Raw genomic sequence first — 17003 nt, 5'->3', positions numbered from 1 at the left:
AGGGTGCGGAAGCTGACGCTCCCGCTCTGGTGATGAGGTGGTGGCTCAGTGCTGCTCGCCACTTTTGCCGAAGGTGGGGTTGTGCACCTCGCCGAGGGTGATGTGCACCGCCTGCTGGTCCGTGTAGAAATCGATCGAGCGGTAGCCGCCCTCGTGCCCGAGGCCCGATGCCTTGACACCGCCGAACGGCGTGCGGAGATCCCGCACGTTGTTCGAGTTGAGCCAGACCATGCCGGCCTCGACACCCTGGGCGAAGTTGTGCGCCCGCTTGAGGTCGTTCGTCCAGATGTAGGCCGCCAGCCCGTAGCGCACACCGTTGGCCAGGGTGAGTGCTTCCTCGTCGGAATCGAACGGGGTGATCGCCACGACGGGGCCGAAAATCTCCTCCTGGAAGATCCGGGCATCCGGTGCCACGTCGGCGAAGACGGTGGGTGCGACAAAATTGCCCTGAGCGAATCCCTCGGCGCGTCCGCCGCCGGCGACCAGGCGGGCTTCCTGCTTGCCGATCTCGATGTAGCTCATCACCTTGTCGTAGTGCTCCGGGTGAACGAGGGCGCCGACTTCCGTCGCCGGGTCGTTCGGGTAACCGACGACGACGCGCTTGGCCTGGGCCGCGTAGCGTTCGACGAATTCGTCGTACACCGAACGCTCGACGAGGATCCGGCTCCCTGCCGTGCAGCGTTCGCCGTTCAATGAGAACACTCCGAAGATTGTGGCGTCGACGGCGGCTTCGAGATCGGCGTCCGCGAAAACCACCGCAGGAGACTTGCCGCCCAGCTCCATCGACAGTCCCTTCAGGAAGGGTGCGGCGTTGCCGAAGATGAGCTGGCCGGTGCTGCTCTCGCCGGTGAACGAGATGAGGGGCACGTCGGGGTGCTTCACGAGAGCGTCGCCCGCGTCCTCGCCCAGCCCGTTCACCAGGTTGAACACGCCTGCGGGAAGCCCGGCCTCCTCGAAGATGCCGGCCCAGAGCGAGGCTGACAGCGGTGTGAACTCGGCAGGCTTGAGCACAACCGTGTTGCCGGTCGCCAATGCAGGTCCGAGCTTCCAGGACTCGAGCATGAACGGTGTGTTCCACGGGGTGATCAGCCCTGCCACGCCGATCGGCTTGCGGTTGACGTAGTTCATCTGTCGACCGGGCACTTTGTACGCGTCGTCGGATTGCGCGACGATCAGGTCGGCGAAGAAGCGGAAGTTCTCGGCGGCGCGCCGTGCCTGCCCCAGGGCCTGAGTGATCGGCAGGCCGGAGTCGAAGGACTCCAGTTCAGCGAGTCGAGCATCCCGGGACTCCACGATGTCCGCGACCCGGTGCAGCACGCGAGAGCGCTCGCGGGGCAGCATCCGCGGCCACGGCCCCTCGGCGAAGGCGCGGCGGGCGGCGGCGACGGCGAGATCGATGTCGGCCTTCTTGCCTGCGGCGGCGCGCAGGTACGTTTCGTTCGACACGGGGTCGAGCACATCGAACGTGTCCCCGTCGACGGAATCGACGAACGCGCCGCCGATGTAGTGCTGAATCCGGTCGGGGAGATCAGCGGGAACGTGCCGCGTCGCTGGGGCGGGGGTCGTCTGGGTCACGGTGGGCCTCCTGGGTTTAATGTCGGTCAGAATGCGGGAAGGCCGCGGATGTGCCTGCGACCCAGGAGGGCAGGGTCAGCCCCGTTGCCGGGCGGAGTGAGCTCGTCGTCGATGTCCATGAGCCCCTTCGCTCGCGTAACGTATTTGAAATAATATACGAAGTGGCCGGATGAGACAAGCACCGTGTTTGTCGACGACAGCGCGTGATAAATTTGAGCGTTCCGAATCCGGAGCGGTACAGCACGTAGAACATCGTCGAGAGGCTCAAGCATGAGCGAACAACCTGGCTTCCGAGTCCGACGCCTGAATAAACAGCATCGCACGGCGTTTGTCGCGTTGTTCGCTGAACACCCGCAGGCCGAAATCGATGACTCACCGGAGACCTACTTCGACGACACCATCGAACTGCAGGCCGAGTCCATGGCTCTCGCCCTGGTCGCCGAAACGGAGGACGGCCGGCTTCTCGGCGCTGTCGTCACCGAGCCCGACAGCTACGTCGACGAGGATCAGCTCGACGAAGACTCCACCGACGATGACATCGACGACGCCATCGTCAGCGATCACGGCACCGCCGTCTTCGAGCTCCTGATCACCGGTGGCTCCGCCTGGGTGTGCAAGGCACTCCTCAACACTCTCGCGCCGGCCCTCACCACCCGCGGCTTCGCGCAGGTGCACGCCAGCATCCCGCCCGACCTCGCCGACGTGTTCCGTGGCCAGGGCTGGGTTGTCCTGCCCGAGAACACGGGCATCGCGTGGATGGGCATGGACCAGTCGGACGAGCAGGTGCGCGACTACGAAGCGATCCCGAGCGGTTCGTTGTCCGCCTACCTGATCATCGACCCCAACGTGTACATGTCCTGGCCGTATGACGCCCCGTACGACCCCGAGGACGACGACTCCCGCCAGGAGAACATCGCCCGGGGCATGGAGGAGTTCGCAGCCCGCGTGGAGGCGGAAGCATCCTCAGACGGTCTTTCCTCGAACTGATCGCTGACTCGAACCGACGGCGCCGGCCGCGCGCCTCCGGCGGTCCTCGTAGGTCACCACGATCATGTGCGGCACGGTGAGTCCGGCCAGGTCGATGAAAACCAGCTGCGGAATCTGATCGCTCAGACCGGCGCCGGGGCCGAACGCGACGAGGAATGTCCCCACCGCGAGAAGGGGGACCACGGTGTAGGCCACCACGACGAGGGCCGTGTGCCGGCCATTACCCCGCTCATCGCGGAATCCGCCCTTCAGATGTCGGAAACTGTGTAGCGCGCAGAAGTACAGCAGGAAGAAGACCAGCGGCTCGGTGACCAGGGCGAGCACGGTCGCGAAGACGATTTCGACGCTTTCATGCGGCCGGTGTCGCACGGCGACCACGGCGGCGAGCAGGAGACCGGCCACGGCGAGCGGCCCGAGCCACTCCTGCACTCCGGCCACCGACGCGCCTGGGTCACCGGCCAGCACCACGTAGATGGCGCTGACCTGGTCGGGATGCGACAGCGCCGGAACGGTGAGCAGCCCGAATCCGGCGAGAAAACGCAGCCAGACCGACCGATCGGAGTTCCAGTCCGACCCGAAGTGCAGGGCCGACACGAGGAGGAACGCGGCCAGGCTCGCCACCGGCGCGACCAGCCAGAGGAGCATCACGCCGACCACGACCAGAATATAGACGGCGGTGAAGCCGGTACGCCAGGCCGGGTACCTGGTGCCGAATGGTCCGGCCCGCGGCATCCGAAAACGTCCAGGTCTTCCAGCTCGCGGCCACGCGGTGTGACAGCTCGTGCCGTTCCGGCCGCCAGAAGCACCAGCTGCGGTCGTCCTGGTATTCGGTGCGCGGTTCCAGCACGATGACGCGGGGGCCGGACTGCTCCCGGGCCAGCCGGGCGGCCAGCGTGAGCCCCGCCAGTCCTCCACCCAGCACGACCAGGTCCGCGTCCGCGTCAGGCGTCATCTGTGCTCCGTGTGTTCGATCACGTCCGGGGTGCTGACTTGATGATCGTCGAGCAGCCTAGTGGCGGAGAATGTGCGTTTCTCGGGCATTCACAACTCGGAAAAAAGCGCATCTGACCACGAGTTACACGTGTTCGCCCAATCCGAGGGCGAGTGACGGCCGGGAGCGCTCAGTGGATGACCGCGAGCAGCACGCCGACCGCGACGAAGAGCACGCCGAAGACACGGTTCAAGACGCGCTGACCGTGAGCGTCGCGCGTGAATCGCTGGAAGGAACGCGCTGTACCGGCGAAGAAGAACCACATCACCAGAACGTCGATGACGACGGTGGTGGCGGCGACGATCAGGTACTGGGCCGGCAGCGGTCGGTCGGCCCGGATGAACTGGGGCAGGAACGCCAGGAAGAACACGATCGCCTTGGGGTTCAGCATGTTCACCCACAGCCCGCGCCGGAACATCGACCAGCGGGGCTCGTCGCTCAGAGTCCGGGTGCGCTCGCCATCGAGATCCGGCTTGGCGAGAAATTGACGGATGCCCAGGTAGACCAGGTAGGCGGCCCCCACGTAGCGGATGAGGTTGAAGGCAAGCGGGGAACTGGCCACGAGCAGGCCGACGCCGAGGGCCACGATCGCGATGTGAATGAGGAGGGCGGCCTGCTGGCCGAGGATTCCCCAGATGGAGCGGCGAAAGCCCGCGTTCAGGGCGTTGCTCATGGTGTTGATCGCCCCCGCGCCCGGCGTGAAACTGATCAGGGCACCCGCGCCGACCAAGGCCACCCACAGGGAAAGCTGCACAGGGACATCCTCGTTTCGTTCCGATTGCGGCTATCCCGCCTGCGACTGGGTCAGGCCGTGACGCCGTGTGGCTGTTTGCGCTTGCGAAGACGTGAGATCCCGGTCAGGGCCACGACGATGATCAGGCCGAGGATGAGCCCGAAGACGAGCGACATCGCGGTGTCGGTAACCCAGACGATCACCGGTCCGGCAAATTCGACCACTTCCGTCACAGCGTGCACCACGTCGTAGGGGCCGGTCCAGATCGTGTCGTGCAGGTTGGCGATCACCAGGTGGCCGCCGACCCACAACATGGCGACAGTGCCGATGATGCTGATCACTTGGAACACGGCCGGCATGGAGCGCACGATGCGCGCGCCGGTGCGTCTCACCCGTCGTACCGGGTTCTTCATCAGCGACAGTCCGATGTCGTCGATCTTGACCAGCAGGGCGACCGCGCCGTAGACGAGCACCGTCATACCCAGGCCGATCACGACCAGAGCGCCGAGCGTCATCCCGATCCCGAAATCGGGATCGAGACCGGCCAGTGCGATGAGCATGATCTCGGTGCTGAGGATGAGGTCGGTGCGAATGGCGCCGAAGACGAGTTTTCGCTCATCCCGCGCTTCAGTCGCGCCGGCGGCGTGGTGAACGCCGAACCACTCGGTGACTTTCTCCGCACCCTCGAAGCACAGATAGGTGCCGCCGATGATCAGCAGCCACGGCAACACCCCCGGCGCGAATGCGGAGAGGAGCAATGCCAGCGGGATGATGATGACGAACTTGTTGAACAGGCTGCCGAGTGCGATCCGCCACACGATGGGAAGCTCGCGAGCGGGCGACAGTCCCTGAACGTACTGAGGCGTGACGGCCGCATCGTCGATCACGACACCGGCGGTCTTGGCGCTCGCTTTGAGCGCAGCGGTGAGTATGTCATCGACAACGGCGAGCAAGCCGACGGACATCTGGTTCTCCTTGGATTCAGGGGCGTCGTCCCGGTGGTGGGCGACGGCAACGGGGTCTACTTTACCGCGCGCCAGGAGAGGCACAGGCACCTCCCAGACGGCGGAATGAAGATGGAAACTGGTATCGCCATCACGGCGCGAACGATATATCGTTAACTATCGTCGAGCCGGGTGGCTACGGCACTGAGGAGGACATCATGAGTGGTTCATTTATGGGCGATGGGTTCGGGGCACGGCGCAATGGTGCCGGCGAGGGCTGGCCCAGCGGCATGTGGGACGCGATGGAGCAGCTTCGCGGACAGTTCGAGCGCAAGGCCGGCCCCCGGATGGCGCGCGGCGACGTGCGTGCGGCGGTGCTCGCGCTGCTGGCCGAGAAGCCGATGCACGGCTACCAGATCATTCACGAGATCGAGGAACGCAGCAATGGTGCCTGGAAGCCGAGCCCCGGCTCGGTGTACCCCACGCTTCAGCTGCTCGCCGACGAGGGTCTCATCAACGCCGAGGAGTCCAACGGTCGCAAGACCTACTCGCTCACGGACGAGGGCCGCGGGGTTGCGCATGCCGCGGCAGACCAGCCCGCCCCGTGGGAGGCTCAGGGTGCCCGGGACACCGGGCGTGCGACCGCGCTGCCGAAGGCCGGCATCGATCTGGCCCAGGCCGCCGCGCAGGTCGGGCGCTCCGGCAACCCCGAGCAGGTGAAGCAGGCCGTCGCCATCCTGGATGAGGCGCGTCGCAAGCTGTACGCCATCCTCGCCCAGGACTGACCGAGTGCCCACAGCACGTCGGCACCGCGGAGTACAGGGGACCGACGTCGGTAACCTGCGCGCGCGCTCCCGCAGGATCCTCCGGTTCGCCGCCCTGTATCTGGCGCAGACGTGGTGGTACGAACTGGTCCTCCCGCGGTTCGGGCTCGCACGGCTCGCCGCCCGAAACCGGTCAGCGCGCCTGCAGCACATCGCGCAACGCTTCCACGTGCTCGCGGTCGACCTGGGGGGTCTCATGATCAAGGTCGGCCAGTTCATGTCGTCGCGCCTCGACGTGCTGCCGCCGGAGATCACCAAAGAGCTCGAGGGTCTGCAGGACGAGGTTCCGCCGGTGCCGTTCCCGGACATCCGTGCCCTCGCCGAGGCCGAGCTGGGTGTGACACTGGAGCGCGCGTTCTCCTACATTGATCCGACGCCGCTGGCGGCGGCTTCTCTGGGGCAGGTCCACCGGGCGAGGCTGTCGACGCTGGATGCCGCCGAGACCGGCCTGCTCGACGTCGTCGTCAAGATCCAGCGGCCGGGCATCGCCGAGATCGTCGATGTCGACCTCGGCGCCCTCCGCCGCGTCGCCCGCTGGCTCAGCCGCGTGCGACTGGTCTCGGATCGCGTCGACATGCCTGCCCTGGTCGAGGAGTTCGCGTTCACGAGCCTCGAGGAGATCGATTACCTGCGGGAGGCGGCGAGCGCCGAACGGTTCGCGCAGAACTTCGCCGACGACGCCCGGGTCGGCGTTCCCGAATTCGTGTGGGAGCGCACCACACGGCGGGTGCTGACCCTGCAGGACGTCACCGCGATCAAGATCAACGACGTAGATGGGCTGCGGGCGGCGGGGATCGACCCGTCCGAGGTTGCCGACGACTTCGCGGCCGTGATGTTCGACCAGCTCTTCGTGCACGGGTATTTCCACGCCGACCCGCACCCCGGCAACATCTTCGTCACGCCGCTCGCCGCCGGTGCGCCCGGAGCGGAGGGTGGCCGCACCTGGAAATTCACCTTCATCGACTTCGGGATGATGGGCGAGGTACCCGATGCCCTGCGCCAGGGCCTGGTGCAACTGCTCATCGCCGCCGCGTCCCGCGACGGCAAGGGGATGGTGGACGGCATCCGCGAGGTGGGTGTGCTCCTCCCCTCCGCAGACACCGCCGAACTCGAGCGGGCCATGACGAAACTGTTCGCGCGCTTCGGCGGGATGGGTTTTGCCGAGTTGCAGGATGTCGACCCGCGCGAATTCCGCGCCTTCGCCATCGAGTTCGGTGACGTGGTGCGCTCGCTGCCGTTTCAGCTTCCGGAGAACTTCCTCCTCATCGTGCGTGCGATGTCGCTGACCTCGGGAATGTGCAGTTCGCTCGACCCTGCCTTCAATATTTGGAATTCCGTCGAGCCGTACTCCGCCCAGCTGATTCGCACCGAGGGCGGGAATGTGGTGCAGGCGGCCGCGAAGCAGGTGGTGTCGGTTGCGGGCGTCGTCGCGCGGCTGCCCAGGCGGCTCGACAACCTCCTGACGCGATTCGACGAGGGCACGGTCTCGGTGCAGACCCCTCGGATCGAGCGGCGCCTGATCGACCTCGAGCGAACCGGGCGGCAGGTCATCTCGGCGATCCTCTTCACCGCCCTCTTGATCGGCGGCATCCTGCTGCGTTCCGATGACGTCGTGCTCGGCACGGTGCTCCTGGTCGTGTCCGCCCTCCCACTGCTGCACGCCCTCTTCGCCGGAACGCTGGCGCGGCGCGGGCCGCTGCCCTAGACGCCCAGGGAGCTCAGACGACCGAGGGATTACTGTGTTCTCTATGTCTGGTGAGAACGAGAAGCAGAATCCTGGGTCGGCGGCGGCCTCGAGCCCACGACGCGCGCCGCGAGGCGAAAGCAACGGTCCGGGGCGGCGGGAGCATCTGTGGAGCAGCCGGCTTCTTCATCAGGTGGGTGACGCCACCTCGCTCGCGACGGTGGGGCTGGCTGTCGCATTGCTCACGGCGCTCTGGCTAATGGTGGGCTTCCTGGTCGGCTTTCCTTCCTGGTGGAACAACGTGCTCTACAGCGTCACGTCCTCGATCACCCTCGTCATGGTGTTCGTGATCCAGCACACCCAGGCTCGGCAGCAGGCGGCGACACAGCGCAAGCTCGACGAGATGGTGCGAGCGCTTCCGACCGCCAACAATCGGCTCATCGCCGTCGAGGAGGCCGCCTCCGACGTGGAGCTCGAGGACCTGGCGGATACGAATCTCGATCACCGCAGGCAAGCGGAAACCGAAACCCGGCAATAAGTCTGAGGGTGAACCGGCCACGGATGCCGCGGGCGGGCCTCCAAGGGTCGGCGCGCGGGGTCTGGACAGGCTCTGCCACCGGGTGCTCGAGTCCTGCCGAGCAGCCGGGATCGGATTGACGAACAAGTCAATCGGCAGGACCATCTCGGTATGAGTACGGAATCAGAGCGGAACGCCGTCGCCAAGGTAGTCGATCGTCTCGTCGAGAGATTCCCTCATATCCCGCGGGAGAGCATTGAGAGGGCCGTCCTCGAGGAGCACACCGCTCTCGAGGGGCGGCCGATCCGAGACTACGTTCCCGTTCTGGTCGAACGCGGGGCCACAGGCCGTCTGCGCGGGCATGGCACGACGTCGCAGGCTCCGACGGCTGCGACAGGTGCAACAGATGGGGCACCTTCCGCATTTGGTCCCGCGGCTCAGCCCACCGATTGGCGCTCATAGAGCGCCGCCGGCCGGACGTCACCGGCGGCCCCGTCACGTCTCGTGCCGCCCATCCGGGGGTGGCCATGCAAAGATGGTTAGCAACCCTCACCACAGGCTCTCAGCCTGCGTCCCCATCCAGTTCGACATCCGCGCCTCCAGTAGCGCCCGTGCCGGTGTCGGTGACTACGTGCGTCATCGATGCGAAAAGGTTTTGATGTGTTTGATTTTGTCGGGGACCAGTATGAGCAGATCCTGTTCAGCAGCTGGCAGCATTTCAGCCTCGTCGTGCAGTGCCTGATCCTGGCGACGCTCCTCGCCGTAGTACTGGCCGCCCTCGTCTACCGAAGTTCCGCGCTCACCGGGATCGCCAACTCGGTGTCGGCCATCGGCCTGACCATCCCGTCGTTCGCCTTCATCGGACTGCTCATCGCGCCGCTCGGCTTCGGTGTCGTTCCGGCCGTCATCGTGGTGGCGTTCTTCGCCACGCTGCCTATTCTGCGGAACGCGGTCGTGGGCCTGTCGGGCATCGCGCCGTCGATCGTGGAATCCGCCCGCGGCATCGGGATGAGCCGGTTCCGCACGCTGCTGCAGGTGGAACTGCCGATGGCGTGGCCGATCATCCTCACGGGCATCCGGGTCTCCGCTCAGATGGTCATGGGAGTCGCGGCCATCGCCGCCTACTCCCTCGGCCCGGGGCTGGGCGGTTTCATCTTCTCCGGACTCTCCCGCCTTGGCGGCGCCAACTCCCTCGAGTCTGTGCTGACGGGCGTCATCGGCGTTGTCGTGCTCGCCCTCATTCTTGATCTCCTCCTCGTCGGCCTCGGCCGCCTGACCACACCTCGAGGTATCCGTGTCTGAATTCATTTCATCCGCCGCCGTTGTATCAACCAACACCGACGATTCCGCCACCCGTCCCGGCATCACCGGTGCCAGCATCCTTCTGGACCACGTCACCAAGCGTTTCCCCGGCCAGGCGCGCCCCGCCGTCGACGGTCTCACCATGGAGATCCCGGCCGGAAAGATCGTCATGCTGGTCGGCCCCTCGGGATGTGGCAAGACCACGACCCTCAAGATGATCAACCGACTCATCGAACCGACCGAGGGCCGCATCGTCGTCGACGGAGACGACGTGACCGACATGAACGGCGACACCCTGCGCCGAGGCATTGGCTATGTCATCCAGGCCGGAGGGCTCTTCCCGCACATGACGGTCGCCAGGAACATCGGCATCGTGCCGAAGATGCTCGGCTGGGACACGGCCCGCATCGCGACCCGCGTCGACGAACTCCTCGAGCTCGTTTCCCTGGACCCGGCGCTCTACCGCGACCGGTACCCCAAGGAGCTCTCCGGCGGCCAGCAGCAGCGCGTCGGCGTGGCGCGGGCGCTCGCGGCCGACCCGCCCGTGCTGCTCATGGACGAGCCCTTCGGTGCCGTCGACCCGATCACCCGGCTGCGCCTGCAGGACGAACTGCTCAACATCCAGGAAGAACTGCAGAAGACCATCGTCTGCGTCACCCATGACTTCGACGAGGCCGTCAAACTCGGCGACTGGATCGCCATCTTCAACGAGGGTGCCCAGCTCGAGCAGTACGACACCCCGGAACGCATCCTCGGCGACCCGGCCAACGAGTTCGTCGAGAACTTCATCGGCTCCGGCGCCGGCCTCAAACAGCTCACCCTGACCCGGGTGGCGGATGTCGCCCTCAGCGACGCCGTCGTGGGCAACCCCGGCGAACAGGCAACGGATGTCCTGGCCCGCGTCGTCGAGGCCGGCCACGGCCACGCGGTCATCGTCGATGAGCGTCGCCGACCCATCCAGTGGCTCTCCGTGCGCCAGCTCGGCCGCCTCGAAACCATCGGCGACGTTCCCGACCCGAAACTCCCGGTCGTCGGCAAGCACGCCACGCTCAACGACGCGCTCGACACGATGCTCGTGTCCAGCGCCGGGGCCGCGCTCGTTACCGGTCGCCGTGACATGTTCAAGGGCGTCATCGACGTGCAGACCGTGATGGACGCCATTACCCGGTCACAGACCGCTGCCGTGCTCGAATCGGACCAGGCGCCCGTCGGGCTGAACACCGGCCTGTTCCAGGCGCAGACGGCTGCCGCCGGGGCCGACCCGAGCGAAGCCGTGGAAAACGGCGCTGACGCGCAGGCCGTTCAGTGACCACCCGCACCCTGACTACGGAAGCCCGCCTGGCCGGCGGCGACTCCGCCGTCGAAACGCCTGGCGACCCGGCCGCGCCGGTCCTACCCGTCAGCCGCGCCCGCGCGACGTGGCGGTCCTGGCGGGGACTGGTCTACCAGCTGGCCGGCATCCTGCTCGCGTTCCTGGCCCTCGTGATCTGGCTGAACACGGCGGACCTCTCGCCGATCGAGCTCACCACCCTCGCCCCGGCCGCGCTCTGGGTCTACACGGTGGAACATATCCAGCTCACCCTGCTCGCCGCGGTGATCGTGCTGGTCATCGCGGTTCCCCTGGGAATCGCCCTGACCCGCAGACCCCTGCGATTTCTGACCGCTCCGGTGCTCGCCATCGCCAACTTCGGGCAGGCCGCCCCCGCGATCGGCGTCGTCGTGCTGCTCGCGTTCTGGGTCGGCTTCGGATTCTGGGCCGCCACACTCAGCCTCGTGCTCTACGCCGCGCTCCCGGTGCTGCGCAACACCATGGTCGGCCTGCAGCAGGTCGACGCCCGCCTCATCGAGGCCGGACGCGGCATGGGTATGAGCTCCGCGGCCGTGCTGTTCCGCGTGGAGCTTCCGCTCGCTGTGCCGGTCATGCTGTCGGGGGTGCGCACCGCCCTCGTTCTGCTGGTGGGCACCGCCGCCCTGGCGACGTTCGTCAACGGCGGGGGGCTCGGCATCCTGATCACCACGGGCGTCAATCTCAGCCTCACCCCCGTGCTCATCACCGGAGCCCTGCTCGTTGCCCTGCTCGCCCTGCTCATCGACTGGATCGGCCGCGTCGTGGAACACGTCGCCCGCCCGAAGGGACTCTAGATGTACCGCTCCTCGTCTCGCACCCGTCGCACGTCGCTCGGTCGCTGGGGTGTCGCAGCCGGTGTCCTCACCCTGTCCGCCGTCGCCCTGACCGGCTGCGGGCTGAAGCCGGCGACCTCCTACGTTCCCGCGGTCGGACCGGGGTCGATCACCCCGCTCGACGGTGCCGAGGGAGTCGACCTCACGGTCACGTCCAAGAACTTCACCGAGCAGCTGCTGCTCGGCAAGATCGCGGTGCTTGCCGGGACCGCCGCGGGATTCGATGTCACGGACCTCAGCAATCTGCCCGGCAGCCAGCCGACCCGCGAGCTGATCCTCTCCGGCCAGGCCGACGTGCTCTGGGAATACACCGGAACCGCGTGGCTGACCTACCTCGGTCAGGAGGAGGCGATCGCCGACCAGGGCGAGATGTGGCAGGCCGTGTACGACATCGACATCGAGAACGGTGTCACCTGGGGTGCGCCGGCACCGATGAACAACACCTACGCCCTGGCTGTGCGCAGTGAGGCGATCGCCGAGCTCGGCGGCATCACCTCCATGTCCGAACTCGCCGCGCTGCCGGTGGAGGACCGCACCTTCTGCATCGAGTCCGAATTCAACTCCCGGCCGGACGGCATGAACCCCATGCTCGCCCACTACGGGCTGGAACGCGGTGCCGCCGCCGGCGTGCCCGACGGCAACATCGGCATCTACGACACCGGTGCGATCTACAGCGCGACGGATGACGGGGCCTGCAACTTCGGTGAGGTCTTCACGACCGACGGCCGCCTCGACGCGCTCGACCTGACAGTCCTGATCGACGACCTCAAGTTTTTCCCGGCGTACAACGTGGCGCCGGTCTTCTTCACCGAGTCGATCGAGGCCACCCCCGGCCTGGAGGAGATCTTCGCCGAGATCTCACCCAAGCTCACCGACGAGGTTCTGCGCGGCATGAACCGCAAGGTTGACGTCGACGGTGAGGAACCTGCCGATGTGGCCTATTCCTGGATGATCGACGAGGGTTTCATCACCGACCCGACCGACTAGCCGACCTCGCCCGTGTGTGGCCAACTCAGGACATCCGTCACCCAGATCGCCGAGCGCCCCGGATCGCTGCGGGCCAGCAGTGGACGCCCGGCCGGATCTCCTGAGTTGGCCACGGCCCGCGCACCTGCCTGTCTAGGCTGTACCCATGGCCACAGTCATTCTCGTGCGGCACGGCCGCACCACCGCAAATGCCACCGGATTGCTGGCCGGGCGCACCACGGGGGTCTGGCTTGACCAGATTGGCCAGGACCAGGCGGCCGTCACGGGCAAGCGACTCGCCGTGGTGCCGCTGGTCGGCGTGGTCTCCAGCCCCCTGGAACGCTGCCGGCAGACATCCCAGTTCATCCTCGATCACCAGGCCGGCTCGCCGGCGACGCCGCTGGAGGAGGGCATCACCGAGTGCGACTACGGGCAGTGGCAGGGCAAGGCCCTCGGCGATCTCGCCAAGGAACAGCTCTGGTCGGTTGTGCAGTCCCAGCCATCGGCCGTCACCTTCCCCGGCGGTGAGTCGATGGCGACCATGCAGGCCCGGTCGGTCGCCGCCATCCGTCGTCACGACGCGGCGTTCGAGGCCGAACACGGCCCCGGCGCGGTCTGGGTGGCGGTCAGTCACGGCGACATCATCAAGTCCGTCCTGGCCGATGCGCTCGGCATGCACCTGGACCTCTTCCAACGCATCAATGTGGGTCCGGCATCCGTTTCGATCGTGCGTTACGGCACCAGCCGGCCGAGCGTTCACGCCATCAACACGGATGCCGGCGACCTCTCCTGGCTCGGCGCCAGTGTTCTGTCGGCCGACGCGCCGGTCGGCGGTGGGGCCGGTCAGGTGCCGCACACGACGGTCACCTAAAATACCCACATGCCCACAATCGTCCATGAGTTCGCCTGGCCGGATCGGGTCGTCGTCGGCACCGTCGGTCTGCCTGGGTCTCGCACGTTCTACCTGCAGGTGCGCACCGGAGCTCAGATCGTGAGCATCGCCCTGGAGAAACAGCAGTCCGCGCTGCTCGCCGAGAAGATCGACGAGATGCTCGACCAGCTGATGAGCCACGAAGGCAACCCGTTCAGCATCCCGACCAACACGCCCGTCGAGCTCGTCGACAACGAGCCGCTGGATCAGCCCGTCGCGGAGGAATTCCGCACCGGCGGGATGAGCCTGGGCTGGGATCCCTCGACCGTGCAGGTCGTGCTCGAGGCTTACCCGCTCGTGGAGGTCGACCCGGGGATCGACGACGTGCCCGACGAGGAGCTGCTCGACGCGATCCTGCAGGAGCCGGTGGAAATGCTGCTGGTACGGATGCCCGTCGGCACCGCACGCGCCTTCGCCAAGCGCACCCGCGAGGTGGTGGGGGCCGGTCGCACCCTTTGCCCGCTCTGCGGCGATCCCATCGACGCTGACGGGCACACCTGCACCCTCCCCGGCAGCCCCTGATGCTGCCGGGTGTCACCCCCGACGACGCTGAGCTCGGCGGTGAGGTCGGTGGTGCGCTCGGCGGTGTGGTCGGTGGTGCGCTCGGCGGTGTGGTCGGCGGTGTGCTCGAGCTCACAGGGCGCATAACGACGGCCTCGAATGCGACCTTCCTCGGCACCATCGGTGACGTCACGGTCGTCTACAAGCCCATCGCCGGCGAGAATCCGCTCTGGGATTTTCCCGACGGCAATCTCGCCAGCCGCGAGGCCGCGGCCTACCTCGTCTCAGAGGCCTTCGGCTGGAACGTCGTGCCCCGCACCTGGCTGCGGGGCGGCCCGATGGGTCCGGGGATGGTGCAGCTGTGGCAGGACGCCGATCCCGAACAGGATGCCGTGGACCTGGTCCCGTGGGGAGACGCGCCGACCCCCGGCTGGTGCCGGGTCTTCGACGGCCGGGACGATCACAATCGGGCGGTGACCCTCATCCATGAGGACTCGGCCGTGCTGCGGCGCATGGCCGTGTTCGACATCGTCGTGAACAACGCCGATCGCAAGGGCGACCACATCCTCGCGATGCCGGACGGGCACCGTCACGGCGTCGACCACGGCCTCACGTTCCACACCGACCACAAGTTGCGCACCGTGCTCTGGGGCTGGCTGGGCGATGAACTCACCGCCGACGAGCTCGACGGGATCGACCGGGTCAGCGCGCAGCTGACCGGAGAACTCGGCGGCATCCTCGCCGGGTTGCTCAGCGAGGTCGAGATCGCCGCACTGGTCGCGCGCTGCGACCGGTTGCGCTCCGAAGGCCGGTTTCCGGCCCCGCGTGGCGACATGCCCGCGGTACCGTGGCCGCTGTTCTGACGGCGGCTGGGACTGCGGCGCTGATCGCGGTGCGGCGGCGGCTGGGACTGCGGCTGCGTCTGCGGCGTCGATCGCGGCGACGTACGATCGGTGAATGCCCCCGCCGTCTCCTTTGCCTCAGCGCCACGGGCTCGAGGCCGCCTGGGTGTGCACACCGGATCGGGACCGCCCGCGGTCGCATCCGTGGCCGACCATGGGGGAGTGGTTGCTTGAGCGTCTCGCCGCGTCCGTCGACGTCGCCGGGTTCCTGGCCGGGGAGCGGTTCCGCTACCAGTCGGGCGCCCCGGTCGTCGGCAGCGACCCGTATGGCCCGCACACCTTTGTCTGGTTCCATCGCGATCTCGTCGCCGAGGCATCCGTACCCGGCATCGTCCACGTGGTGCATCGGGATGCCCGCCTCGTCGTGATCGACAAGCCGCCGTTTCTCTCGACCATTCCGCGCGGTCGACACGTCGTGCAGAGTGTGGTGGTGCGCCTGCGCGCCGAGTTGGGACTGCCCGAGCTCTCGCCGTTGCATCGCCTGGACCGCGTGACATCGGGCCTTCTGGTGCTGGCGACGGAGCGACGCTGGCGCGGGGAGTACCAATCGATGTTCCAGCGCGGCGAGGTCGGCAAGACCTACCGTGCACTGGCCCCGCTGCGACCGGATCTGGATTTCCCCATCACCGTGCGTAATCACCTGACCACCAGGCGAGGCCGATGGCAGGCCGAGGTCACCGACGAACCCGTCAATGCCGAGTCGCTGATCGAGCTGGAGACCGTGTTGCGGCACACTGGCGTCTATCGGCTGACGCCGCGCACCGGCAAGACCCATCAGCTGCGGATGCACATGCTGGGCCTGGGGATCCCGATCATCGATGACCCGGTGTACCCCGTCGTTCAGGATGTCGCGATCGACGATTTCACCCGCCCGCTCCAGCTCCTGGCAAGCGACGTGAGCTTCACCGATCCCATCGACGGCGAATTGCGCCGGTTCGAGAGCGTGCGCACGCTTCCACTGCGGGCTGCGGGCTGCGGGCTGCGGTCGGAGCCTGAGGCCGGCGCCTGAGGCCGGCGCCTCGGGCAACGGTGGTTGAGGCCGGAGCCTTGGGCCGGCGCCTTGGGCAACGGTGGTTGAGCCTGCCGAAACCCGGCGAGTCGACCTCTGAACCGGTCTATCGGCATCCGCACCCGGGCTCCCTGAGGAGACTTTGGCGGCACGGCGGTTGAGCTTGCCGGAACCCGGCGAGTCGACCTCTGAACCGGTCTATCGGCATCCGTACCCGGGCTTCCTGCGGAGACTTTGGCGACACGGTGGTTGAGCTTGCCGAAACCTGGCGACCCGGTCTCCGAGCCCGGCCACGGACCCCCGGCCGAAAGAATTCGACGGAGATTTTGCTTAAACCCGGCCTAAAACATCCGTTTCGGTTCGAAATTGGCAAAATCTCCGTCGAATTCGTTAGAGGGCCGGGCGTATGACGGCTACAACTACGGATACCGATGCGCGGCCGACTTCAAGGCTGCACCACGCTGACCAAATTACTTTCGATGAATAGTCAGCACCTATTGACTCTAGATTAGTACACGTTTACTATAGTGGTATGGCAGGAGCCCCCACTCCGCACCACCCCACCACCTCACCGCAGGCGGTGGCTTCCAACGTGCAACAGCCCCTTGTGCAACAGCCCCTTGTGCAGCGACTGCAGCAGGCGCGTGATCTGGCCGCGTCCGTGCTTGATTCGGTGTCGTTCTCTCTTTTGAGTGAGGCGGAGGCGATGGCGGTGCTCGGCACGGTGGAAGACCTCGGCCGTAGGGTCGATGCGGCCAGGGTCGCATCCGCTGCCGACATTGCGGTGCGGTCTCGGCGCATCCTCGGGAATGAGTCCCTCGCGTATAAGAACGGGGCGACCAATGGAACGGACCTGATCACCCGCCTGACCCGTGTTTCCTCGCGGGAGGCGAACCGGCGGGTGCGCCTGGGCGACAACGTCACCCTGCGTCTGGCCGGCACCAGCATGCTGCCGC

Annotated in this window: 18 protein-coding genes and 1 pseudogene; 14 read left to right on the top strand and 5 right to left on the bottom strand. The window is 66.8% G+C overall.

Annotated features, from left to right (window positions below; translation table 11 throughout):
- Positions 1-45 precede the first annotated feature (45 nt).
- On the bottom strand, positions 46-1575 hold the full coding sequence (hpaE, locus tag E3O67_RS13480) for a 5-carboxymethyl-2-hydroxymuconate semialdehyde dehydrogenase (RefSeq protein ID WP_135102927.1): 1530 nt from the start codon (positions 1573-1575) through the stop codon (positions 46-48).
- 270 nt (positions 1576-1845) lie between these two features.
- Between hpaE and E3O67_RS13475 the strand changes: the two genes are divergently transcribed.
- Entirely contained in the window at positions 1846-2562 is a 717-nt protein-coding gene (locus E3O67_RS13475) for a hypothetical protein (RefSeq protein ID WP_134426863.1), read from the top strand.
- On the opposite strand, the gene E3O67_RS13470 is transcribed toward E3O67_RS13475, so the two are convergent.
- From E3O67_RS13470 to E3O67_RS13455, 4 genes and pseudogenes are all read right to left on the bottom strand, one after another.
- Positions 2539-3294, bottom strand: coding sequence for a Brp/Blh family beta-carotene 15,15'-dioxygenase (locus E3O67_RS13470; protein ID WP_135102926.1), 756 nt, complete (start codon positions 3292-3294; stop codon positions 2539-2541). The two genes, E3O67_RS13475 and E3O67_RS13470, sit on opposite strands and share 24 nt — an antisense overlap.
- A 13-nt stretch (positions 3295-3307) precedes the next feature.
- A pseudogene (locus E3O67_RS17885) lies at positions 3308-3514 on the bottom strand (lycopene cyclase family protein); the annotation flags it as partial.
- 169 nt (positions 3515-3683) lie between these two features.
- Positions 3684-4307, bottom strand: a complete 624-nt coding sequence (locus tag E3O67_RS13460; protein WP_135102925.1) for a LysE family transporter — start codon at positions 4305-4307, stop codon at positions 3684-3686.
- A 50-nt stretch (positions 4308-4357) separates the two neighbouring features.
- On the bottom strand, positions 4358-5251 hold the full coding sequence (locus E3O67_RS13455; protein ID WP_134426855.1) for a DUF808 domain-containing protein: 894 nt from the start codon (positions 5249-5251) through the stop codon (positions 4358-4360).
- Between the two features lie 197 nt (positions 5252-5448).
- Here E3O67_RS13455 and E3O67_RS13450 point away from each other — a divergent pair, with 197 nt between their 5' ends.
- The 13 genes from E3O67_RS13450 to E3O67_RS13390 all read left to right on the top strand — a co-directional run.
- A complete protein-coding gene (locus tag E3O67_RS13450; RefSeq protein WP_134426853.1) occupies positions 5449-6015 on the top strand; it encodes a PadR family transcriptional regulator in 567 nt (188 codons plus the stop codon).
- 4 nt (positions 6016-6019) lie between these two features.
- Positions 6020-7759, top strand: a complete 1740-nt coding sequence (locus tag E3O67_RS13445) for an AarF/ABC1/UbiB kinase family protein (protein WP_241979099.1) — start codon at positions 6020-6022, stop codon at positions 7757-7759.
- 43 nt (positions 7760-7802) lie between these two features.
- Positions 7803-8276, top strand: a complete 474-nt coding sequence (locus tag E3O67_RS17020) for a low affinity iron permease family protein (RefSeq protein WP_166786881.1) — start codon at positions 7803-7805, stop codon at positions 8274-8276.
- A 150-nt stretch (positions 8277-8426) separates the two neighbouring features.
- Positions 8427-8717 (top strand): three-helix bundle dimerization domain-containing protein, encoded by a 291-nt coding sequence (locus E3O67_RS17880; RefSeq protein WP_134426847.1) that lies wholly within the window; start codon positions 8427-8429, stop codon positions 8715-8717.
- 198 nt (positions 8718-8915) lie between these two features.
- On the top strand, positions 8916-9557 hold the full coding sequence (locus E3O67_RS13430) for an ABC transporter permease (protein ID WP_134426845.1): 642 nt from the start codon (positions 8916-8918) through the stop codon (positions 9555-9557).
- 61 nt (positions 9558-9618) lie between these two features.
- Positions 9619-10866: an ABC transporter ATP-binding protein gene (locus E3O67_RS13425; RefSeq protein WP_241979101.1), complete on the top strand. Its 1248-nt coding sequence runs from the start codon at positions 9619-9621 to the stop codon at positions 10864-10866.
- Between the two features lie 128 nt (positions 10867-10994).
- The gene (locus E3O67_RS13420) at positions 10995-11699 is read left to right on the top strand and encodes an ABC transporter permease (RefSeq protein ID WP_134426883.1); all 705 of its coding nucleotides are present in this window, start codon (positions 10995-10997) and stop codon (positions 11697-11699) included.
- Positions 11700-12725 carry a glycine betaine ABC transporter substrate-binding protein gene (locus tag E3O67_RS13415; protein WP_134426841.1) on the top strand — a complete coding sequence of 342 codons (1026 nt, stop codon included), beginning with the start codon at positions 11700-11702 and terminating at the stop codon, positions 12723-12725.
- Positions 12726-12870: 145 nt separating this feature from the next.
- A complete protein-coding gene (locus E3O67_RS13410) occupies positions 12871-13575 on the top strand; it encodes a histidine phosphatase family protein (RefSeq protein WP_134426839.1) in 705 nt (234 codons plus the stop codon).
- 9 nt (positions 13576-13584) lie between these two features.
- Entirely contained in the window at positions 13585-14157 is a 573-nt protein-coding gene (locus tag E3O67_RS13405) for a DUF3090 domain-containing protein (protein ID WP_134426837.1), read from the top strand.
- Entirely contained in the window at positions 14157-14999 is an 843-nt protein-coding gene (locus E3O67_RS13400) for an SCO1664 family protein (protein WP_134426835.1), read from the top strand. Before E3O67_RS13405 ends, E3O67_RS13400 begins: the two co-directional genes overlap by 1 nt.
- Positions 15000-15093: 94 nt before the next feature.
- Positions 15094-16047, top strand: a complete 954-nt coding sequence (locus E3O67_RS13395; protein WP_135102924.1) for a pseudouridine synthase — start codon at positions 15094-15096, stop codon at positions 16045-16047.
- 532 nt (positions 16048-16579) lie between these two features.
- Positions 16580-17003, top strand: a 424-nt coding sequence (locus E3O67_RS13390) for a hypothetical protein (RefSeq protein ID WP_135102923.1), incomplete at its 3' end; no start/stop codon positions are given.

This window comes from Cryobacterium sp. TMT3-29-2 (genome assembly GCF_004564305.1).
Lineage (GTDB): Bacteria > Actinomycetota > Actinomycetes > Actinomycetales > Microbacteriaceae > Cryobacterium > Cryobacterium sinapicolor.
Note: the sequence above shows the minus strand (reverse complement) of the source record. Positions and strands in the feature narration are given on the sequence as shown.